Origin of the sequence: Butyricicoccus sp. AF18-9LB (assembly GCF_027684505.1) — a bacterium.
GTDB classification, from domain to species: domain Bacteria; phylum Bacillota; class Clostridia; order Oscillospirales; family Butyricicoccaceae; genus Agathobaculum; species Agathobaculum butyriciproducens.
Window position 1 is genome coordinate 82,753 of the sequence record NZ_JAQCWA010000004.1, and the last position, 21,907, is coordinate 104,659.

Genomic DNA, 21,907 nt, shown 5'->3' on the forward strand with positions numbered 1-21,907 from the left:
AGGGGAATATGTATGTTAAGGGTCGTACTGGCAGATGATGAAAAAAAGGTCCTGCTGCTGATGCGCAAGCTGATTGACTGGGAAGGTCTTGGCTTTGAGATTGTCGGCATGGCGAGCGACGGTATAAGCGCACTCGATCAAGTGCGCGAAAAGAAGCCGCACTTGCTGGTGACCGATATCCGCATGCCCGGCTGTGACGGCATTGACCTCATTCGGCAGGCAAAGCAGATTCAGCCGGGACTGCATTTTATCATCGTCAGCGGCTACCGCCAGTTTGAATATGCGCAGAATGCGCTCAAATACGGCGTAGAAGGCTATCTGCTTAAGCCGCTCAAGCAGGAGGAAATGGTCGATCTGCTGATCAGCCTCAAGGAGAAGATGGGCGAGGAAGCAGCGATAGAGTACCGCTTGAAAAAGAGCAGCGAGCGTGAGCAGGAGCGCATCATCGACACCCTGATGACTGAGGTGCGCGGCGGTGTACGCACCTCGAGCACCGTGCGCTCGTTTGATCTGGAGCGCGGTCTGCCCGAAGGCGGCAGCTACTTTGCGGCTGTTATCAAGCCAAATATTCCGTCTGCGGCAGAAAATCAGGACGGCTTCCGTGCCATGCAGAAGCACGCGCTCGAGATCGTCCGGCAGGAGCTGGGACAGATGGACTGCGGCTTTGTGGCATCGGCACGCCGCGAGGGTATCGTGGCGGCCGTGTATACGCCGGAGTATCAGCCGGTCGAGGTCAAGCGGTGCTTCACCAAGATACGCAAGGAGATCGAAAAGCAGCGCGACCTGTTCTGGGGCATTCGCGCCGCCGTCTGCCTTGGCAGTCGGCAGAGCACCGCAGAAAAGCTGTCCGTTTCGCTGAAGGAGGCGCTTTGGCTGTGCATCGACGGTTTGTGCCACACACCGAACTGGCGGGACGCCGAAGCCGAAACACCGGATTTTTCCCTGCATTATACGCTGGACGGCGCGCAGAAGCGCCGCTTTCAGGAGGCTGCCGCATGTCTGAACACCGAGCAGTACGCCGAGGAGCTGGAGGACAGCTACCGCGCAGTTATGTCTATGCAGCCGCTCTGGGGACAAATGCTGGAGGACTGGGTCCGGCAGATACTAACTGCGGTGCGCTACGGCTTGCAGCAGGACGGCAGCGCCGATGAGCAGTTCTATCAGCGCATGGAGGACGGACTGTGGCAGTGTACCAACGCACAGGAGCTGCTTCGGCTGCTGCAGGACGGCGTCAGCGGTGAGCTGAACCGCCTGCGCCGGGAGCGCTCTCAGCGCGAAGCGCGTCCCATTACGGACGCAAAGCACTTTATCCAGCAGCATTATCAGGAATCTCTGCGGCTCGAGGACGTCAGCAATGCGGTCGGCTTCAACGCGACCTACTTTTCCGCCATGTTCAAAAAGGAGACCGGACAGAATTTCATGGATTATCTGACCGAGCTGCGCATGAATAAGGCGAAGGAATTGCTGTGCGGCGATGAATGCTCGGTGCAGGACGTTGCCGAACAGGTTGGCTACCGTGACCTGAAATATTTTTCCCGCCTGTTCAAGAAAACCACCGGAATCAGTCCGTCGGACTATAAAAAGCTGTACAGGTAGGTGAAGGGCATGTGGCTGAAAACACAATGGAAGCTGCGCCGGGCGCTGCGCCGCTATCGGCGGGACGGCAATCTGGACGCGGTGCTGCACGAGGATTGGAGCCGCTGCCGCGATATTTTTGCCTTTTTCCACGAGATCGAGGATCGTCTGCACGGCGAGGAGATCACCCGCCTGCGGCAGAAGCAGGCGGAGTATCTGGCGCTGCAAAACCAGATCAATCCGCATTTTCTGTACAATGCGCTTGAGGCGATCCGTTCGGATGCGCTCTTGGCGGATTGCGAGGACATCGCGGAGACGACCGAGGCACTGGCGACTTTTTTTCGCTACACCATCTCCAATGTGCAGGAATATGTCACCTTTTCGGACGAGTTGGACAACGCCGAGAACTATTTCACCATCCAGCGCTGCCGCTTCGGTGACAAGCTGGATATGGAACTGGAAATGGAAAACGAGGACTTGCTTGAGGCGCGTATGCCCAAGCTGATCCTGCAGCCGCTGGTGGAAAACGCCGTCGTGCATGGTCTGGAGGGCAAGATAGGGCAGGGAACCGTACATATTTCGGTGGAAAACAGCGAAAACACGCTGTTTCTGCGCGTCAAGGACGACGGAATCGGTATTTCCGAGGAGCAGGTGGAGCAGCTGAACGAGGAGTTTGCCCATGGAAGCGCGAACGCCGTCAGCCGCAAACGCGGCGGCATTGCGCTGCGCAATGTCAACAGCCGTATACGGCTGATGTTCGGAGAAAATTACGGTCTGCGGATATTCAGCGCGAAGGGAATCGGTACCGAATGCTGCGTTACACTGCCGCTGCTGCTGCAGGAGGAGTGACATGAAGGAAGAACTGATACGCATTGAGCATGGTGTATTCCGCAGCGATACCGGCGAATACCGGTTTGATATCTCGGTTTCCTGTGGCGAGTGCATCGGCGTATATGTGGATGAGTATTTGACCTCCGGTACTGCATATCTGGATCTTTTCAAGGGACGCCTTGCACTGACGGACGGACGCGCCTTCTGCTGCGGCAGCAAGACAGGCGCCGCAGTGATCGAGCACTGGATCCGGCAGAACACCATGCTGGTGGACAAATCCCGCTTTGCGGGCAGGGAGCTGACCATGCGCGATTTTGTGCTGGCGCTTGGCAGAACGACCTCGTACCGGCAGAAGAACCGCAGTGCGGCACGGCTGAAATCGCTTGCCGCGACCGATATGCTGCGGCAGCTTGGGCTGGAGCATTCGTGGGAGACGCGCCTTGCCGACCTTTCGGTGCTGGATTATTACCGGCTTTCGGTGTTCCGCGCATGGTTCACCGGCTGTCGGCTGCTCGTCCTCGATCGGATGACAGAGGCACTGCGCCGGCAGGATCAGGACCGGCTGATGCAGTGCGTACAGCTTCTGCTCGGGCATGGCATGGCGGTGCTCCTTTTCGATATGGATGAGATGTTCATGTTCCGCTATGCCGGCCGCATTGATGTGATTAAGGAGCGCCGCACCTTTTTCCGGCTGTATCCCGAGGAATACGGGCCGTGCCTGTTTGAGCTGCTCGGTTGGGAGCGTGCCAGCCGTCCGGCATGGATGGAGCGCACAGCGCCCGCAAAGGGCAAGACGGTGCTTTCCGTATTTGAACTGTCCCTGCCGCCACTGCCGCCGCTGTCCTTCGAGGTATGCGCCGGCGAGATCGCCTTTCTGCACGATGAGAATTACAGCACCGGACGCCGTCTGCACGACTGCTTTCTGGGGAATCAGGGCTGGCAGAACGGCATTTTCCGGCTGGACGGCAGAATTTACGACCACAGCGAGCTGAACCGTATCATCGGCACTGAGATCGGCATCCAGATTGAGCAGCCCGACCGACCGGGCGGCGTGCTGTTTGACAACATGACCGCGCTCGACAATCTGTGCACCTGTCTGATTCCTAAGGCAGACAAGCGGCTGATCCGCAAAAAGCTCGTCTCCAGTATTCTGGAGGAGGCGACTCGCTGGTTCCCGCGCGAAATGCTGCTGCGTCCGCTCAGCGCATGGTCACTGCCCGATCGTCTGCGGTTTTCGTATTATCGGTGGTATCTGCTCAATCCCAAGCTGCTGATCTGCTTTTTCCCGTTCGCGGGACAGGAATCGGCGCATCACAAGATGATCATTGATATGCTGGTGCTGTGCGCGCGGCGCGGCATGGCGGTCTGGATCATCTCCTCCGGCATTGACGCTATCTGCGAAAAAACCGACAACGAAGAGTTTCTGCGCCGTCTGCGTTACATCAAGGAATGATGTGTGCAGGCGGCGTTTTTATGCGCCGGACAGCGGGAGCAGCTCAAAAAGCTTGATGACCCGTCCGAGCAGCAGTGCGGAGAGCACTGTGCCGACACCGATGCCGTAAAACGGGCAGTGATGGAACAGGCACAATCCAGCGCTGATGGCAACCATAGAGAGGTCAAACCCGTTCTTGACGGTGGAAAACCGCAGATGAAACACCCTCTACATATGCCGGAAACCCGGCTGCAGTCTAATGCGCAACCGGGTTTCCGGATAAATTGTTCATGATTCTTCGTTTCTTGCGGATTCAATATCCTGCAGAAGCTGTTTCTGCGTATCATCGAACAGCAGGCGCTTGTTATGCGCGAAATACGCATCGCACCCGAAGTTCTGGATAAACCACGAGGTAAACCAGTTCGCGGTCAGTTCGGTAGCGAACAGCACCAGCTCCTGCGAGTCCGGAATGGCGGCATCGAGGAAGGCAAAGGCGTTCGCAAGTTCGGTGTCGGTCTTGTCTGCGGCGGCCGCGCGTGCGTCCACATCGGCGGAGAAAAGCGTCTTCAGACGGTCAAACTGCTGCTCATCGGGTACTTTTTCGAGTGTGAGCGCCTGCCGGTAGGCATCCAGACGCTCCACCTCACGGGAGGCGACATAGAGCGCGTCCTTGTCGGACGAGCCGCCGTTTCGCTTGTCTGCAAGCGCGGTACGCTTTTCATCCGGCAGGGAAGCGATGGCTTTTTCGCCTTCTCGGATGGCGAGCAGGTCGGCATGAAGTGCGTCGGTCAGCGCATCCAGACGGTATGCGTCACGGGCACCGTCCGCCAGCCGGCTCAGCAGCAGACCGAGTACGCCCAGCTTTTCGTCAAACGGCGCGTCCCGCAGTTCGGAAGCGCGAACCGGCTCCCAGGTGCCGGAAAGCAGCTCATCCACGCGGTAAACCTGCTTGTATTTGTCATAAAGCTGCAGATAATTAGCAAAATCACTTGCCACCTGCGGCAGCTGCAAATACTGCTCCACAACCTGACGATCAACCGGAATACCCAGCGACTCGTACACCTGCATCAGCTCGGACAAATCCTCCCAGCCGCGTGCGGTGACGAACTGCAAGCCATCGGCGGTGGTCTCCACGCGGTAGAAATGCTCGCGCCGGATCTCGAGATAGGACAGAATCGCGCCGTGGATGCCGCGTCGGTACGCGTACTCCTTCCACACGCCGAAATCCTCTTCGATGTCGATTTTTTTGACGCGGTCGAGTGTTACCACGTCAAATTCCCGCACGGATTTGTTGTATTCCGGCGGATTTCCGGCCGCTACGACCACCCATCCGGCAGGCAGCTGCTGGTTGCCGAAGGTCTTGCACTGCAGAAACTGCAGCATCATCGGCGTGAGCGTCTCGGAAATGCAGTTGATCTCATCGAGGAACAGAATGCCTTCTTTTACGCCTGTACGTTCCATTTCGCGGTACACCGAAGCGATAATCTCGCTCATCGTGTAGGCGGTGACCGTGCGTTCCTCGCCGCCGAGCACCACCTTATCGATGAACGGCAGACCGAGCGCGGACTGGCGCGTGTGGTGCGTCAGCGTGTAGGAGACAAGACCGACGCCGGTCTCCTCGGCGATCTGCTGCATGATCTGCGTTTTGCCGATGCCCGGAGGACCCATCAGCAGGATTGGTCGCTGCCGAATCGGCGGAATGCGATACGCGCCGAATTCATCGGTCGTGAGATACGCCTTGAGCGCATTTTTGATTTCGTTTTTTGCTCGTTTGATGTTCATAACTGCGCCTCGTTAGTCAAATTGATCCAGAAAATTATGTTTACCGTTCGCATCGCGCCAGCCGAGCAGCTTGGCGGTATCGACGTTCTTGACCGCGTTGAAGATATTCGCCTCAATCTGCGGGTTGTTTGCCGCGAGAGACGCGATCAGCTGCTTGATTTCCGCGCGCTTGGTGTCGCTTTCCAGCTTTTTCGCCGGACAGTCGCACGGCAGGAAGGTCAGACCGCAATATTCCGCCCAGTCGAGGACACTCTGCTCGCGCGTGAAATACAGCGGACGGATCAGCTCCATGCCCTCGTAATTCTTGGCCTTGACGCGCGGCAGCATGGCCTGCACCTGACCGCCGTAGATCAGTCCCATCAGCACGGTGCCGATGGCATCATCATAGTGATGACCGAGCGCGATTTTATTGCAGCCGCGCTTGCGTGCTTCGGTGTACAGATAGCCGCGGCGCATCTTTGCGCACAGAAAGCAGGGGTGCTCGGCAGAGTGTATCCCTGCCACGCGCAGTACGTCGGTGTCGAAAATTTCGAGCGGGATGTCCAGTCGTTTTGCGTTTTCCTCGAGGTGCCTGCGGCCCTCCGGCGCATAGCCCGGGTCCATTGCAAGGAACACGAGGTCAAAATCCACCGTGTGCTGCAAATCCTGCAGCAGCAGTGCCAGCAGCATAGAATCCTTGCCGCCCGAGATGCAGACCGCAACCTTATCGCTCGGTTTTACCAGTCCATATGCTTTTACCGCGTCCACGAACGGCTTGCGCAATGTACGCACAAATTCGCTTTGCAGCGTTCTTTTTATCTCTTTTGCAGTCATTTTGCGCCCTTCTTATGCTGAAAATGATAGGTGATACGGGCAAGAATGCTGTCCGGCGCGAAATGCCGCGCCAGTGTCATGGCCTTCATGGCTGCACCCGGAACGACAACCGCCTTGCCTGCAAACAGGCCGTCAACAGCTTCGCGCGCCACACGCTCTGCCGACAGACCGGAGAGCGAAAACCGCACGCCTGCGACTTTGTTGAACTCGGTGTCCACCGGTCCCGGACAGAGGGCGCACACACGCACCGGAGAGCCGGCGCGGCGCAGCTCCTCGCGCAAGGCTTCGGTCAGGCGCAGAACATAGTTTTTTGTGGCGTAATAGGTCGCCATCAGCGGTCCCGGCAAAAATCCCGCCGAGGATGATACGTTGAGAATGTAGCCGCGTCCGCGCTGCACAAAATCCCGCACAGCCAGCTTGGTGAGAATGTGCACGGCACGCACGTTGGTGTCGATCATGCGCAGCTCCTCATCCAGATCGGCGGTGACAAACTCGCCGAACAGACCGAACCCCGCGTTGTTGATCACGACCTCCAGCTCCTCACTCTGTACCGCCTCGTACAGCAGGCGGCATTCCTGTTCGTCCGACACGTCCGCCGCGATGACGCGGCACGGTACCGGCAGCTCTGCCGCCAGTTCGCGCAGGCGTTCCTCTCTGCGGGCGCACAGGATCAGCTCGTAGCCGCGTGCCGCCAGCAGGCGCGCCATTTCGCGTCCCAGTCCAGAGGACGCACCCGTGATGAGTGCTTTCATGCAAATTCCCTCCAAATCACTGTGATAACTTATTATATAGTACCATGCGGACTTGTCCGCGTCAATTCATGTTGTTCGTCACATTCTGTACAAATTTGCGGATGGTGATGGGTTTACTTGGTTTTTGCTTTTCAATAAGATTTGAGAATGGTATAATAACAATGAAATAGTGCATTGATTTTTTCGCCAGAAGCCGAAGATTGGAGGGGCGAACATGAAAAATAAAGAAGCAGACACCGAATTGGAATCCAGACTGTTGGAAATCCTGGTGCACCCATGCCGCATTGAGGACATCCGGCGCGAGCTGCCGAATGCAGGCAAAAACAATCTCAAAAACGCGCTGGATGCGCTCATTGCGGACGGCAGGGTGATGAAAAATAAGAAAAACCGCTTTGCGGTCTCCGCGCACTACGGCTGTGCGGCCGGAACCTATCTGGCTACCGAGCGGGCATTCGCGTTTGTTGCGCCGGATTATCCGGAGGGCGAAGCCAAGCCGGATGATCTGTTCATCCCGCCGAATGCGTCCGGCGGTGCGTGGCACGGCGACCGCGTGCTCGTCAAGGTGAGTGAGCGCAAGAACAACCGCGGCCGCAAGGAAGCAACCGTTATTCGCGTGCTGGGACGCGCCGGCAAGGAGCTGACCGGCGAACTCGTGCAGCGCGGCAAGGCATTTTTCGTGCAGCCGACCTCGAAAAAGTATCCGGAGATCGCGGTGGACAAGCATGACCTCGGCGAAGCCGCCGTCGGTGACTGCGTGGCTGTTTCAATCTCGCACTACGGCGATGAGCAGTTTATGCCGCAGGGCGTTGTTCGCGTGGATTTGGGCGAAAGCGGTACAATGGAGGCCGCTATCGCGGCTGTTCTGCACGAAAACGGTGTGTACGATGTATTCCCGAACGAGGTGCTCGAGCAGGCGCTCGCCATTCCGCAGGAGGTCGATATGGGCACCGCCGGCAAGCGGCTTGACCTGCGTGACAAGCTGATCTTTACCATCGACGGCGATGACGCGAAGGACTTTGACGACGCGGTTTCGCTCGAAAAGCTGGAAAACGGACACTATCTGCTCGGCGTACACATCGCGGATGTGAGCCATTACGTCACGCCGGATTCGCCGCTTGACGCCGAGGCGTTCCGCCGCGGCACGTCGGTTTATTTCCCGGGACACGTTGTGCCGATGCTGCCGTTCGCGCTGTCCAACGGCATCTGCTCGCTCAACCCGAAGGTGGACCGTCTGGCGTTCTCCGCGCTGATGGAGGTCGATAAGGACGGCCGCCGGTATGGCGCGAAATTTGCCAAGTCGGTCATCTGCTCCAAGGCCCGCATGACCTACAACAAGGTCAACAAAATCCTCGCGGGGGACAAGGGGCTGCGCGAGGAATACGCCTTTCTGGTCGAGACTGCCGAGACGATGAACAATCTGGCGCACGCGCTGTACAAGCGCCGCATTGAGCGCGGCGCACTCGAGCTGGACATTCCGGAGGCGGAAATCCGCGTGGACGAGAACGGCAAGCCGGTTGAAATCCGGTTCCGTGAGCGCGGCGAGAGTGAAAAGCTGATCGAGGAATTCATGCTGCAGGCCAACGAAGCGGTTGCCGAGTATATGTGCAAGCGCGAGCTGCCGACCGTCTACCGTGTGCACGAGAATCCCGATCCGGACAAGCTGCGCGTGTTTGCGTCGTTTGCGCGTCCGTTCGGCTACCGCATCGACCCGTCCAAGCCGGAGGATACGGCGCAGTTCCAGACCGTGCTGCGCGGCGCAAAGAACGACCCGAAGCAGCGCGTGCTGCCGACGCTTCTGCTGCGCTCGCTGGCGCGTGCCCGCTACGCGGATGAGTGTATTGGCCATTACGGTCTGAAGGCGAAGTTCTACCTGCACTTTACCTCGCCAATCCGCCGTTATCCCGATCTGGTGGCGCACCGCATGCTACAGAAGGCGCTTCTCGGCGAAGAATTTACCGCGGCAGACGAAACGATGTGCGAGGAAGCCGCAGACCAGTCCACAAACCGCGAACAGGCTGCCGACAACTGCGAACGCGACATCGACAAGCTGTATATCGCGTCCTACATGCAGCAGTTTATCGGTGAGGAATTTGACGCGGAGGTTTCCGGCGTACAGTCGTTCGGCGTGTTCGTTGCGCTGGAAAACGGCTGTGAGGGTCTGATTCGTGCAGAGCTGATGACCGGCGACTTCTACCAGTATGACGAGGAGCACATGGCGATGGTCGGCCGCCACACCGGCAAGCGGTTTACGATCGGCACGCCGATGCGTGTCAAGCTGCTTGCTGCAAGCGACACCACCGGTCAGATCGACTTTGCACCGGCAGACGGCTCGCTTCCGGTTTCGGAAAAGCTGGATCGTCCGCGCCGTGAGGATACCGACCGTGCTCCGAGAGGCAATCGCGCGGAGCGCCGCCGTCACAGCGGCAAGGGACGCGGCGGCAAGCCCGGCAAGGGCAAAAAGCCGCCCACGCGCAAGAGAAGATAAGGCAATACCGCATAATTGAACAAGAGTGATTTGCGAGCAAATTTTGCGTTCTGCTTAGGCGCGGTTTTGCGGTAATACTTTGTGTATTACCGTGAAATCGCAACGACAGCAGAGCACAAAATTTCCGCAAAGCACCGCAGCTTTAATTGTGTGGTGTTGCCGCTATAAAGGAGAGAATCTTTTATGTCCAATAAAGTAACCGTTGCTGCGATTCAGATGACCTATGGTCTGGAAGAAGCCTGCGAGAAGGTTCGCGAAGCGGCATCTCAGGGTGCGCAGATCATTTTGCTGCCCGAACTGTTTGAAAACTGGTATTTCTGCCAGGAAAAAAGCTATGAAAATTACCATTTAGCGACAACGCTCGAGGAAAATCCGGCGGTCCGCGAGATGCAGACCATTGCCCGTGATTTCAAGGTCGTCATTCCGGTCAGCTACTACGAGCGGGTCGGTGAGACCACGTTCAACACGGTGGCTGTCATTGACGCGGACGGCACGATCATGGGTCAGTACCGCAAGACCCACATTCCGGATGACCATTTTTATCAGGAAAAGTTCTATTTTACGCCCGGAAATACCGGATTCAAGGTCTGGGATACGGCTTATGCGAAAATCGGCGTCGGTATCTGCTGGGACCAGTGGTTCCCGGAGTCCGCGCGCTGCATGGCGCTGCAGGGCGCCGAGCTGCTGTTCTACCCGACGGCTATCGGCTCCGAGCCGATTCTCGACTGCGATTCCATGCCGCACTGGCGGCGCTGCATGCAGGGTCACGCGGCGGCGAATATTATGCCGCTGATCGCTGCAAACCGCATCGGCACCGAGACCGTAAAGCCGACTGAGGATAACCAGCACCAGTCGTCCTCGCTGACGTTTTACGGCTCGTCCTTTATCGCGGATGAGACCGGCGCGCTTGTCGAGCAGGCTGACCGCGAAAACGCAGGCGTGCTGACGCATACGTTCGATTTGGATGAAATCCGTGAGATGCGCCGTTCGTGGGGTGTCTACCGCGACCGGAGACCGGAAATGTATGGTGCAATGCGCGGCTACGGCGCAGAATAAGCAAAAGAAAACCCGATTGCGTGTACGCAATCGGGTGAGACTGTCGAAAAACTATCGTTTTTCCGACAATCTGTGTTTTGACTTTGCAAAACACGGACGTTCGAAAGTTCCCATTCGGAAACTTTCTCCCTCTTAAAGTATAAAAACCGAGGTACACGCCCCCGGTTTTTATGAATTTGCTTCGCAAATTCTATTTTATGCGTGCTGCCGCACGAAGCGTAAAAATTAAAATAATACTTTTTTGACAGACTGGAAAACCCGATTGCGTGTACGCAATCGGGTTTTCTTTTGCTGTATAAAGGATTATTGCTCCAATTCTGCCAGAAAGTCCTCCATATCCGTATCCTCGGTCATGGTAATGCGGTGCATGCTGTACAGCGTCTGCGGCAAACCCTGTACGACCGCATTCACGCCCGGCTGGGTGGTGAACGTCAGCTCGATGCCCTGGCTGCGCAGCGCATCCATCGTCAGTGTGCCGTACGCGCCTTCCGGATAGGACAGCGCGTTGACCTTCTCGCCGGTGATTGGCTCGATGGCCTGCTGGCTCTGCTGGATATCAGCCCTGACAGCGGCTTCGTAGTCCTCATCGCTTTCGCCGGGCAGCTGCGCGAGTGTTTCCCGAACACGGTCGTTTCCGTCCTCGAACGGCGGCCACTGGTGCATGTCATAGGTGTGACTCTGGATGGAAATCAGGCCGGAATCCACCATTTCCTGCATCTCAGCCGCGCCGAAGTGCGGTGTCATGGCGTGGTCGGTATCCTTGTAGGTGTCCTTGCCGATGGAAACGCCGATGGCGAAAATGGTCGCCTTCATGTTGTATTCCTTGAGAACAGGGAATGCGTCCGCGTAGTTGCTCAGATAGCCGTCATCAAACGTGAGAACAATCGGCTTTTCGGGCAGCGGTGTACCGTTGTAGACGTAATCGCGCAGCTGCTCAAGCGAAATCGTGTTGCAGCCGGCATCGGAAAGCGCCTGAATCTGCTTGCGGAATGTCTCCGGCGAAATGGTAGCTGAGCCGCTCACCTCCTCGGTCAGCTGGTGCCACGTCAGCACCGGAACCTGAACGGCGGTGTCGTCGTCCGTGCGCGGTGCAGGACGCTGCGTGAAATAGTCATGCGGCGTGTCAGCCGTTACATAAGTGCCGAAATCCGACGGAATTGCGGTGATAGCAAGCGTAAAGTCGGGATACTCCTTCTCGGCAATGCGGGCTGCCATCATCTCGCCGATGTTGTTGCGGAAGTGCGTGCTATCGTAGAAGAAGCGCGGCTCGCTGCTGACAGACGAGGACGAAAAATCCCAGTAATCGGTCACTTTGGCAAGAGATTCGTAGAAATTCGTGATATCCTCGTCGTAAAAGTTCTTGTAATAGTCGGTGTACACCGGAGCGGTCAGCACAATGAGATTAACGCCGTTTTCCTCGCAAACCTTGCGGATTGCAGCCATCGACTGCATGCAGGCTTCGGTCTTGTACAGGTGCAGCGGCTCGTGGTTGGGATAATCGGTGAATACCGGATAGGTGTTCAGATAATCCGCAGTAGAGCCGATCGGCTCCACATCACGCACGCGCTTGTCATACGCGCCGGTCTGCTCGTCGAATACGTCGAACGACTGCGGCATGAGCGTGTCTTTCTTCTTGTTCACCAGCTTCTGATAGCCATACCGCGGGTCCGCAAACAGAAACCGTGAGTAATACGACAGCGCGGACATATCCGGGTCGGTTTTGTAGTGCAGGCTGTGGGTCAGCTTGTTGGACTCATCATCGTAGGTCAGTCCGTTGTCCAGATACACATTCAGCACCAGATTTTTGACCGTGTAGTTGTCAATCAGGTAGTTTGCGATCTTTTCGCAGTCCTTCATATCCGCACCGTACATGATGAGGTTGTAGAACTTCGCGTTCAGCATCTCGTTAAACGATTCGGTCGGCAGCGAGCTGGTGGACGAGCAGCCGAGGAAATACGAGTCGTACTCGTCATGGTGCTGCTCAAGATAGGAGATTTTCGCCGCACGCGGGTTGTTGGTCTCGTCATACGAAAACCACTGCATAAACCGGTCGCCGAACGCGCCGAACGGGTCGGTGACGTAGTTGAATCCGGCCAGCAGTGCGGCCAGGATCAGCACGATAACGGGCAGAGAAAGCACCCATTTTTTTGCGTTCATGCTCTGCCTCCTTAAAATTGCTTGTAGATGAACTCGGACGAGATGTATCCGGCACGGAAAATGCCGAACAGCAGCAGGACCACGAGCGAAACGGTCAGCACGGTCAGCTGCATGAGCGCCGGGCGCTCGTTGAGCCACGTCTGCACATCCGTGCCGCGTTCCTCAAAGAACTCCACGCCGTGGACGATGAGAATGCCGACAAAAATGATGATAAAGTCGGAAATACCCAGTCCAAGCGTCGGCACAACCGACGTAAACTCACTGAAATGCGGGTGCAGCACGGTCGTTCCGAGCAGCGTGAATACAGTCTTGAGACGCGGTGCGCGGGTGAAATAACGGCCGATAAACACCAGTCCGAACGTGCGGACGGTCATAAAAATACGCCAGCCGGTCGATTTGTCGTTGATGTGCAGCTTTTCCTTCCACGAAAGGAAGCGGCGTTCCATCAGCAGGGAAGCGGTAATGAGGATACCGTTCCACAGGCCGAACGCAATGAAGCGGAAGTTGGCGCCGTGCCAGATGCCGATGATCAAATACACGATAAACGTTGCGGTCGAGGTGGCACAGATCTTGCCCATCATGCCCTTGAAATGCTTGCGCGCCCACTTGCCTAGCTTGCCGAACGGCTTGGAAAACGCCAGAGGATAGAACACATAGTCGCGCATCCACGCACCGAGCGTGATGTGCCAGCGGCGCCAGTAGTCGGTGAGCGAGGTGGAAAACAGCGGTCGGCGGAAGTTGACGGTCATATCAATGCCGAACATGCGCGCGACGCCGCGTGTGATGTCGATGCCGCCGGAAAAATCGCAGTACAGCTGAATGCAGTAGAACAGAATGCCGAGCGCAATGACAGCACCGCCGTACGGACAGTTCTCCATGATGACGTTGTTTACCAGAACAGCTGCGCGGTCGGCGATGACGATTTTTTTGAAGTAACCCCAGAGCGCCAGCTGAATGCCGATCTGCAGGTCGTCCCAGCACAGCTTGCGCTCTGCGGTAAGCTGTGGCGCCAGCTGATCGAAACGGCTGATCGGTCCCTGCACCATCTGCGGGAAGAACGATACGAACAGACCGTAGCGCAGCGGATTGCGCTCGGGCGCATATTTGCCGCGGTACACGTCAATAACGTAGCTCATGGACTGGAAAATGAAAAACGACAGACCGAGCGGCACGACAAAATCCCATCGGGGAATGTGATTGCCGAGCGCGGACGGCAGCAGCTCGAGCGTAAAATTCCAGTATTTCATCGCGTAGAGCAAGCCAAAACAGCAGACCGCGCAAATTATCGCGATCTGCTTCTTTTTGTGCTGTATTTGGGCCTTTTGCGCCTTGTCGGCAGGCTTGATGGCGTTATAGCGTCCGAGAATGAGTCCGGTTACCCAGGTCATTCCGGACACCAGAACCACCCACGCAAACGCCTTGACCGAGCCGGCCATGTAAAACGCCGCACTCGCCAGCAGCAGGATGCACCACTGTGCCTTTTTCGGCACGATGTAGTAGAGCAGCACGCTCACGATGGTGAGTACGATAAACGAAGCGGAAGTAAAAGCCATTAGTCCTGCGCGTTCTCGATCAGTTCAACGATGGCGTCAACCGAGTTGAAGTTCTCAGGCGTCAGGTCGTTGACACCCAGCTGAACGTCAAACTCCTCCATCAGCTCGGAAATAACGGCTACGATGTCGAGGGAATCGATGATGCCGTCATCGATGATGGCAGTTTCGTTCTCAAAGTCGTTGCCCGGGCAGATCTCATTCAGAATTTCGATAATTTTTTCTCTCATGGTCGATTTCTCCTTTAATTATATTGCAGCACGGCGGAAGTCCATCCGTCGGGCCGATAGCCGTGTTGTTCGTAAAAATGCTCGGCCGGCGCATTGCCGGTCCGCGCCCATACCTGACTTTTTGCACCGTCCGTTGCCGCAAGATACGCAGTGAGCAGTTCGCCGGCAAGACCTTTTCCGCGGCAGTCCGCACGTACGGCAAGGTGCCGAATCTCGGTCGAGGCGCGGGAAACCGCAAAATGCAGCACACCGGAAACACCTTTTTCGTCCCGGGTGATAACGGTTTGACCGTTTGCGAGGTTTTCGCGCAGATCGTCCGCAGTCGGCAGACAGCCGGTGAGAGCGGAGAAGTGCTCGCTTAAAAAGCGGGAAATATCCTCGAAATCCTCCGGCTTTGCAGGAACTGCGGTTGTTTCCACCGGAAATGCTTCCGGTTTGCGGGTGCGCCGTGTGCGGCGCAGCACCTGACGAAAACCGAGGGCACAGAATTGCTCGGCGGCATTAGCCATAACCTCCGCGTCTTTCGCGCGGCAGGACAGCTCGGTCACAACCGGCCTGTCCGTCTCCGGCAGGGAGAGCACCGCGCCCGGATGCAGGTAGAACGTCATCACAAGGTGGTCACCGCGTTCGCGGAACAGCAGCAGGGCGCCGTCCGCCTCGTGAATGTACAGTCCGTTTTCGATTTCGCGCGTGTAGTCCTCACCGCGCAGAAAGTTGTTGGTGAGGACACCGCGCTTGAGCTGTGCGTTCAGCAGATCGGAAATCTGTGCGAAATTCTCAATCTTCCGCATGGATAAATTGCTCCTTCAGCTTGACGCGGTCGATCTTGCCGTTGGCATTCATCGGCAGTGCGTCCAGCTTTTCGTAGATGTTGGGCAGCATGTACTTGGGCACCAGCCTGCGCATGGCACGCGCGAGTGCCGCGGCATCCGGCTCGCCCTCGTAGATGCAGAGGATGCGGTCGCGGCTGCGGTCAAACAGGCAGGCTGCGGCGGCGATGCCGTCCACGCTGTGCAGCGCGGTCTCGATCTCGCCAAGCTCGATGCGGTAGCCCATGTGCTTGATCTGTCCGTCCTGCCGCGACAGGAAATACAGCAGACCGTCGTCCTTCTTGACGGCAATATCGCCCGTGCGGTACAGAATATCGCGGAAATACGGGTTTGTCGGGTTCTGGATGAAGCATTCGTTCGTCTTTTCCCAGTTGCCGAAATAGCCGCTGGCCAGTCCGCTGCCGCGCACGCAGATCTCGCCGGCCTCGCCGTCCGGAACGGGCTTGCCGTCCTTGTCGAGCAGCACAATCTGCATGTTGCGGCAGGCTTTGCCGATTGGAATGGCTTCATCGTCGCGGTAGTCGCGGGTGAGATGGAATGCGGCACAGTCCACGGTGGTCTCGGTCGGTCCGTACATATTGACAACCTCGAGACCCGGAATCGCGGCCTTCCACGCGTTCACATAGCGCGCCTGCAGCGCTTCACCGCCGAGAGCGGCTTTGCACAACGTGGGCGGTGCACATTTGCTCAGCGCACCCGAGCTTGCCACGAAGTGAAACGCGCTGGTCGCCCAGTTGATGGCGGTCACGCCGACACGCTCCATCTCCTTGAGCAGCAGCATCGGGAAGGTGAACAGCTTTTTCGAGAAAATATGGCAGGTTGCACCGAGCGAAAGGGTCTGGTACAGATCCTTACACGAAAGATCAAAGTAAAACGGCGCCTGATTGCCGAAAACATCGTTTTCAGTGTAGCCGCAGAACTCGCTCATCCAGTCGGTGAAGTCGATGACCGCACGGTGCGGAATGACGATTCCCTTCGGCGCACCGGTCGAACCCGAGGTGAACAGCAGGTAAACCGGGTCGATATCCAGTACGCTCTCACGGATGGACTGCAGCAGGTCTGCGTCAGCCGGTGCTGCAAAGCCCTCGTCCATCGAGATGAGCGGCGCACAGTCGGCAAGCGGCTCAGCCTGCCTGCGGTTGCCCTCGGCGTAGACGATAGCGGCCGGATGGACCTGCTCGAAAATACGGCGGATACGCGCTTCCGGCATGTGGTCGTCAATCGGAACGTAGCAGCCGCCCGCATACAGCACGCCCTGCATTGCGGCAACGCTTTCGGCCGTGCGGCCGATCAAAACCGCGACCGGCTTGTGCAGCGTATCGACGGCTCTGGCAAGGTGCGTGCCCAGACCCTGTGCGGCCTTCAGCAGCTCGCCGAAGGTGAACACGCGGTTCTCATCGCAGAACGCAGGCTTGTTCGCGTGCATTCGGGCAGAGGATTCCAAATATTCGAGTACATTTTTTCTCATAGACATACTTCCTCATTATGATAGTCTATTTTATCATAGAGGGCGGAAAAAGTAAACGGAAAACGGCGGTCACGCCGGAGAATCCATCCAGTGTGCGGTTTCATCCATAATATCGTGCAGAATAAAAATATCGTGCAAGGTATCGCCGGTTTCCATTGAGTGGTTGGCGTTTTCGGTCAGATAGAGCAGAATGCCGATCTTCCGGCAGCCGTTTATGATCATCTCGGTGTCCGCCCACGGATCGGCGGTGCCGTGAAAGGCGATGCCGGTCGGGTCGAGATAGGGCAGGGCCTGTTCAATCGGCGTGTAGTATACCTGCCGCGGATGAATGTTGTGCTGAACAGCATACCGTGCGGCAATCGCAGTGCCGATGCTCTTCGAGAGGAAGAAAACGCGGTCGTAAGCGGTCCAGTCGATGGCGGCAAGCTGTTCCTCTGCGGCAGAAAGCGCGGTCTGCACAGCCTGTTCGATTTTTTCGGCATGGTCTCTCAAACCGGTCGGCAGAGCGGGATATTGCACCGCGAGCAGGTCGCAGCCGCGTGCGCGTGCAAGTTTTGCGCTGTAATATAGCAGCGGTTTGTCGATATGATAGCCGATGCCGGGGAACAGCACGGCAAGCTGGTTGCTCATAGGTAAGGCTCCTTTGGGGAAAATGCAGGGTCACTCCGCCAGTTCCCGCACGGCGGCAATCGCGGTATCGACCTCGTTTTCCGTGTTGAAATATGAAAAGCTGAAGCGCACCGCGCCCTGCTGCACGGTGCCGAGCGCCTCGTGCATGCGCGGCGCACAGTGTGCACCGGCGCGTGTGGCGATGTCATAATCGGCAAACAGCGCGTCCGCGACCTCGGCGGAGTCATAATCGCGGATGTTAAGCGCGACAACAGCCGCACGTTCCGACCGGGAGAAATCGCCGTAGACGATCACGCCGTCAAGGTCCTTCACACCGTCGTAAAACCGCCGCATGAGTGCGCGTTCGTGTGCTCCGATGATCTGCACGGTCTGTTTTTCGATAAATTTCAGCGCGGCATGCAGTCCGGCGATGCCGTGCGTATTGAGCGTGCCCGCCTCGAGCCGTGCAGGATACGCCTGCGGCTGTTCGCGGTCGTAGGAGTGAATGCCGGTGCCGCCGCGGAGCAGCGGCCGAAGCTCTACACCCGGCCGGATGCACAGGCCGCCGGTTCCCTGCGGACCCATCAGGCCCTTGTGGCCGGTGAAGCAGAGCACGTCAATGTTCATGCGCTGCATGTCGATTGGCACCGCGCCTGCCGTCTGCGATGCATCGACAACCAGAAGCGCACCGTGTGCGTGCGCCATTGCACCGATTTTGGCGATATCGAGCAGGTTTCCGGTCAGATTGGATGCATGCGTGCAGACAACGGCCTTGGTTTCCGGTCGAAAGAGCGTTTCCATATCCTCATAGCGGATATTGCCCTGACGGTCCGCTGGTACAAAATCCACCGATACGCCGCGCGTCTGCAGATCATACAGCGGACGGAGCACGGAATTGTGCTCCAGATCGGTCGAGATGACGTGATCGCCGGACGAGAACAGACCGTAGAGTGCAATATTCAGCGCCTCGGTGGAGTTCGCGGTGAATACAACATGGTCCGCACGCGGACAGCCGAACAGCTTCGCCAGCTTGCTCCGCGTTTCGAACACCATGCGCGACGCGGAAAGCGACACGCCGTGTGCGCCGCGCGACGCATTTCCTGCGGTAAGAATGGCGTTTTTGACCGCCTCTGCGACTTCAGGCGGCTTGTGCAGCGTGGTCGCTGCGTTATCCAGATAAATCATGATTTCCTCCGTCAGTCGAACAGTTCGACAAGAGCATGTGTCTCGAATCCGATGCCGGTTTCACACAGAGCGTCGAGGAGCACCTGTTCCTCGCTTGTTTCGGCCTTCCATGCCAGTCCGCAGCCTGCGCTCACCTGAGAGGGAATCGGGATCATGCGTCCGGGCAGACCGCGCTGCGTGAACATGGCTTCTGCCGCGAGTGCCTGCTCGGTGGACGCGAACGCGATGACCGCAAACGGTCGTTTGCGCCGCATCACGGGCGCAGAATGAGGTCGGCCTGCATCTGCTTCTCGGTGATGACGTACATGTTGGTCACGTCACCGACTGCCAGCTTGTCGGTCAGGCCGTAGTGGTTGAGACAGGTACCGCAGGTCAGAATCTCCACACCGAGCGATGCCAGGTTTTTCAGATCCTCGAGCGATGCCGAGTCTTCGCAGGTCAGGCGTGCGCCGCCGTTGTAGAACAGAATCGTGCTCGGCAGGTGCTCCTGCTGGGTGAGCGCAAAAATAAAGCCTTTGATGAGAATGCGGCCAAGCTCCTCGTCGCCCTCGCCCATATGGTCGGCGGAAATGACAACGACCGTCTTTTTCTGCGCCGCCGGTACCGTGCAGGCAATCTGCTCATCGGCTTCTGCCTTGCCGATGGAATTTTCAGTCGTGATTGTCACGCAGAACTCCTTGTCCGAGCGCTTTTCGGTCGTGATCGAGCAGCCTTTGCTCTCCGCAAGGCGGGTCAGATTCTGCACCGCAATTTCATTATCTACCAGCGTCTGCACCGTGCCCGCACCGTTTAAATCCTGCAGCGCGTGCAGCGTTTTGATGACCGGAATCGGACATGCGTCACCGATCGCATTCACTTGTACCATAATAAAGTTCCTCCTTTTGGGGATGTTCTGTGGATAGTATAGCACAATAAATCACTGAAGACCATAATTTATCCATAGGATTGCGGAATACTGGGAGGAGAGGACGGTTTTTCTTGACGGTGTTCTCTTGAAAAGGGTAAAATTATAATGTATTTTACAAAAGTACGCAAAATTTATTCGCAAATCGCTCTTGTTCAATTATGCGGTATTGCCCTAGACGATAATTATCTATCCGTAACCTTATATAGAACACATTTACAGATATTACTTGCTTATTTGAACTGTGTTACCGGAAAATTATCTATGGATAACCCGAATATCCAATATCTGATACAAAATCGTTATCTGATTGACTGACATGCCGAAAGGAGGCATAACCATGCGATCCCACACCTACCTTGCCATCGACCTGAAATCCTTCTATGCCTCCGTGGAGTGCCGGGAGCGCAGGCTGGATCCGCTCGACACGCACCTTGTTGTCGCGGACGAGACCCGCACGGACAAGACCATCTGTCTGGCAGTCACGCCGTCGCTGAAAAGCTACGGCATTTCCGGCCGCGGACGGCTGTTTGAGGTACGTCAGCGCGTCAAGCAGGTCAACGCCGAGCGGCAGCGCCGTGCGCCCGGGCACACATTCACCGGCGCGTCTTACTCTGCTGCGGAACTGCGGGACAACCCGTCTCTTGCGATGAATTTCATCATCGCACCGCCGCATATGGCGCATTATATGGCGTACAGCAGCCGGATTTATGCCATTTACATGAAATATGTCGCGCCGGAGGACATGGTTGTGTACTCCATTGACGAGGTGTTCATGGACGTGACCGGCTACCTTGAGACCTACGGCCTGACCGCGCGTGAGCTGGCGCGGAAAATCATTCTCGATGTGCTGAACACCACCGGCATCACGGCCACGGCGGGCATCGGCACCAACCTGTTTCTGTGCAAGGTGGCGATGGATATTGTCGCCAAGCACGTTCCCGCCGACCGCGACGGCGTGCGTATCGCCGAACTGGACGAGCGCAGATTCCGGCACGAGCTGTGGTCGTATCAGCCGCTCACCGATTTCTGGCGTGTGGGACGAGGCACCGCGAAAAAACTCGAGCAGTACGGCATGTGCACCATGGGCGATATCGCGCTGTGCTCGGAGAAAAACGAGGATCTGCTGTATAAGCTGTTCGGTAAAAATGCGGAGCTGCTCATCGACCATGCGTGGGGATGGGAGCCGTGCACGGTCGCGGATATCAAAGCCTACAAGCCGAGCACCAACAGCATCAGCACCGGGCAGGTGCTTGCGTGTCCGTATACAGCGGACAAGGCACGTCTGGTTGTCCGCGAAATGGCGGATCAGCTGGTACTCGATCTGGTGAGCAAGGGCTTTGTCACCGACCGGCTTGTGCTGACCGTCGGGTACGATATTGATAACCTGAACGATCCGGCACGGCGGATTCACTATCACGGCAAGACCGAGACCGATCGCTACGGGCGCACGCTTCCAAAATCTGCACACGGCACGCAGAGTCTCGGAGAACTGACCTCGTCTACGCGAAAGCTCATGGACGCAGCGACCACGCTGTTCGACCGTATTATCGACCCGAATCTGCTCATCCGGCGCATGTATCTGGTGGCAGATCACATCCTTCCGGAATCTGACGCACCCCAGCCGGCTCGGTGTGAGCAGCTTGACCTGTTTACCGACTATGCTGCCGAGCAGGAGCGCCGGAGGGCAGAGCAGACCGCACTCGAGCGGGAACGAAAGCTGCAGCAGGCGGCGCTTGCCATCAAGAGCAAGTACGGCAAAAACGCGCTGCTCAAGGGCATGAACCTTGAGGAAGGTGCGACTGCCATCGAGCGAAACGGAAAAATCGGCGGGCATAACGCATAATCGGAAAAACATGCTAAGGCAATGTAAATGCATTGCCTCAGTCTGTCGAAAAAGTCAATCTATCGTTTTTATTTTTCGTGCGGCAGCACGCATAAAATAGAATTTGCATAGCAAATTCATAATTCCCGGGGGCGTGTACCTCGGGAATTATACAAGGGACGAAAAATTGTGCCCGTAGGGCGCGGCTTTTCGTCAAGATTCGATTGAAAGCGTGGTTTCAATCGAGAGGCTGCTCGAAAAACGGAGTTTTTCGACAGCCTCAGGCAATGTAAATGAATTGCCTGATTCTGCCTCTCCACTGACGTTCTATGTCGAAAATTCGACATTTCAGGCAGTCACCCTTGTATATGGCAATCAAAGGAAATATAATATATTCACAATAATATGGGAAATATATCTTTT

At 56.9% G+C, this 21,907-nt stretch carries 19 protein-coding genes; 6 read left to right on the top strand and 13 right to left on the bottom strand.

What is annotated here, in order from left to right; translation table 11 throughout:
- The first annotated feature begins 12 nt into the window (after nt 1–12).
- Genes PGY33_RS04425 through PGY33_RS04435 form a run of 3 tightly spaced genes read left to right on the top strand, consistent with a single transcriptional unit; the run spans nt 13 to nt 3,859 of the window.
- A complete protein-coding gene (locus tag PGY33_RS04425) occupies nt 13–1,596 on the top strand; it encodes a response regulator transcription factor (protein ID WP_118481025.1) in 1,584 nt (527 codons plus the stop codon).
- A gap of 9 nt (nt 1,597–1,605) precedes the next feature.
- Entirely contained in the window at nt 1,606–2,424 is an 819-nt protein-coding gene (locus PGY33_RS04430) for a sensor histidine kinase (protein WP_118481024.1), read from the top strand.
- Between the two features lies 1 nt (nt 2,425).
- Nucleotides 2,426–3,859 carry a hypothetical protein gene (locus PGY33_RS04435; protein ID WP_118481023.1) on the top strand — a complete coding sequence of 478 codons (1,434 nt, stop codon included), beginning with the start codon at nt 2,426–2,428 and terminating at the stop codon, nt 3,857–3,859.
- An 18-nt stretch (nt 3,860–3,877) separates the two neighbouring features.
- On the opposite strand, the gene PGY33_RS04440 is transcribed toward PGY33_RS04435, so the two are convergent.
- The 4 genes from PGY33_RS04440 to PGY33_RS04455 all read right to left on the bottom strand — a co-directional run bounded on the left by PGY33_RS04440 (nt 3,878) and on the right by PGY33_RS04455 (nt 7,185).
- Entirely contained in the window at nt 3,878–4,015 is a 138-nt protein-coding gene (locus tag PGY33_RS04440) for a hypothetical protein (RefSeq protein WP_158578182.1), read from the bottom strand.
- Between the two features lie 111 nt (nt 4,016–4,126).
- On the bottom strand, nt 4,127–5,620 hold the full coding sequence (locus PGY33_RS04445) for an AAA family ATPase (RefSeq protein WP_270477544.1): 1,494 nt from the start codon (nt 5,618–5,620) through the stop codon (nt 4,127–4,129).
- A 12-nt stretch (nt 5,621–5,632) separates the two neighbouring features.
- Nucleotides 5,633–6,433 carry a tRNA lysidine(34) synthetase gene (locus tag PGY33_RS04450; RefSeq protein ID WP_118481020.1) on the bottom strand — a complete coding sequence of 267 codons (801 nt, stop codon included), beginning with the start codon at nt 6,431–6,433 and terminating at the stop codon, nt 5,633–5,635.
- Nucleotides 6,430–7,185, bottom strand: a complete 756-nt coding sequence (locus PGY33_RS04455; protein WP_117751914.1) for an SDR family NAD(P)-dependent oxidoreductase — start codon at nt 7,183–7,185, stop codon at nt 6,430–6,432. The genes PGY33_RS04450 and PGY33_RS04455 overlap by 4 nt, the downstream gene beginning before the upstream one ends.
- 214 nt (nt 7,186–7,399) lie before the next feature.
- Here PGY33_RS04455 and rnr point away from each other — a divergent pair, with 214 nt between their 5' ends.
- A complete protein-coding gene (gene rnr, locus PGY33_RS04460) occupies nt 7,400–9,670 on the top strand; it encodes a ribonuclease R (protein WP_118481019.1) in 2,271 nt (756 codons plus the stop codon).
- 183 nt (nt 9,671–9,853) lie between these two features.
- Complete coding sequence (gene aguB / locus PGY33_RS04465) at nt 9,854–10,726, top strand: N-carbamoylputrescine amidase (RefSeq protein WP_117491513.1); 873 nt, start codon at nt 9,854–9,856, stop codon at nt 10,724–10,726.
- A 303-nt stretch (nt 10,727–11,029) separates the two neighbouring features.
- Here aguB and PGY33_RS04470 read toward each other — a convergent pair whose 3' ends face one another.
- From PGY33_RS04470 to yedF, 9 genes are all read right to left on the bottom strand, one after another.
- Nucleotides 11,030–12,883: a polysaccharide deacetylase family protein gene (locus tag PGY33_RS04470; protein WP_270477549.1), complete on the bottom strand. Its 1,854-nt coding sequence runs from the start codon at nt 12,881–12,883 to the stop codon at nt 11,030–11,032.
- A gap of 11 nt (nt 12,884–12,894) precedes the next feature.
- Nucleotides 12,895–14,436: an MBOAT family O-acyltransferase gene (locus tag PGY33_RS04475; protein WP_270477552.1), complete on the bottom strand. Its 1,542-nt coding sequence runs from the start codon at nt 14,434–14,436 to the stop codon at nt 12,895–12,897.
- Nucleotides 14,436–14,663, bottom strand: a complete 228-nt coding sequence (locus tag PGY33_RS04480) for an acyl carrier protein (protein ID WP_110435814.1) — start codon at nt 14,661–14,663, stop codon at nt 14,436–14,438. The genes PGY33_RS04475 and PGY33_RS04480 overlap by 1 nt, the downstream gene beginning before the upstream one ends.
- Before the next feature lie 14 nt (nt 14,664–14,677).
- Nucleotides 14,678–15,454 carry a GNAT family N-acetyltransferase gene (locus tag PGY33_RS04485; RefSeq protein ID WP_270477554.1) on the bottom strand — a complete coding sequence of 259 codons (777 nt, stop codon included), beginning with the start codon at nt 15,452–15,454 and terminating at the stop codon, nt 14,678–14,680.
- The gene (locus PGY33_RS04490) at nt 15,441–16,961 is read right to left on the bottom strand and encodes an amino acid adenylation domain-containing protein (RefSeq protein ID WP_270477556.1); all 1,521 of its coding nucleotides are present in this window, start codon (nt 16,959–16,961) and stop codon (nt 15,441–15,443) included. Before PGY33_RS04490 ends, PGY33_RS04485 begins: the two co-directional genes overlap by 14 nt.
- Nucleotides 16,962–17,030: 69 nt before the next feature.
- Entirely contained in the window at nt 17,031–17,591 is a 561-nt protein-coding gene (locus tag PGY33_RS04495) for an alpha/beta hydrolase (RefSeq protein WP_270477558.1), read from the bottom strand.
- A gap of 30 nt (nt 17,592–17,621) precedes the next feature.
- Complete coding sequence (locus PGY33_RS04500) at nt 17,622–18,755, bottom strand: aminotransferase class V-fold PLP-dependent enzyme (protein ID WP_270477559.1); 1,134 nt, start codon at nt 18,753–18,755, stop codon at nt 17,622–17,624.
- A gap of 11 nt (nt 18,756–18,766) precedes the next feature.
- Nucleotides 18,767–19,009 carry a DUF3343 domain-containing protein gene (locus PGY33_RS04505; RefSeq protein ID WP_117751907.1) on the bottom strand — a complete coding sequence of 81 codons (243 nt, stop codon included), beginning with the start codon at nt 19,007–19,009 and terminating at the stop codon, nt 18,767–18,769.
- Nucleotides 19,009–19,620 (bottom strand): sulfurtransferase-like selenium metabolism protein YedF, encoded by a 612-nt coding sequence (gene yedF / locus PGY33_RS04510; protein ID WP_118481012.1) that lies wholly within the window; start codon nt 19,618–19,620, stop codon nt 19,009–19,011. The genes PGY33_RS04505 and yedF overlap by 1 nt, the downstream gene beginning before the upstream one ends.
- A gap of 379 nt (nt 19,621–19,999) precedes the next feature.
- Between yedF and PGY33_RS04515 the strand changes: the two genes are divergently transcribed.
- Nucleotides 20,000–21,505: a Y-family DNA polymerase gene (locus tag PGY33_RS04515; protein ID WP_118481011.1), complete on the top strand. Its 1,506-nt coding sequence runs from the start codon at nt 20,000–20,002 to the stop codon at nt 21,503–21,505.
- Nucleotides 21,506–21,907 lie beyond the last annotated feature (402 nt).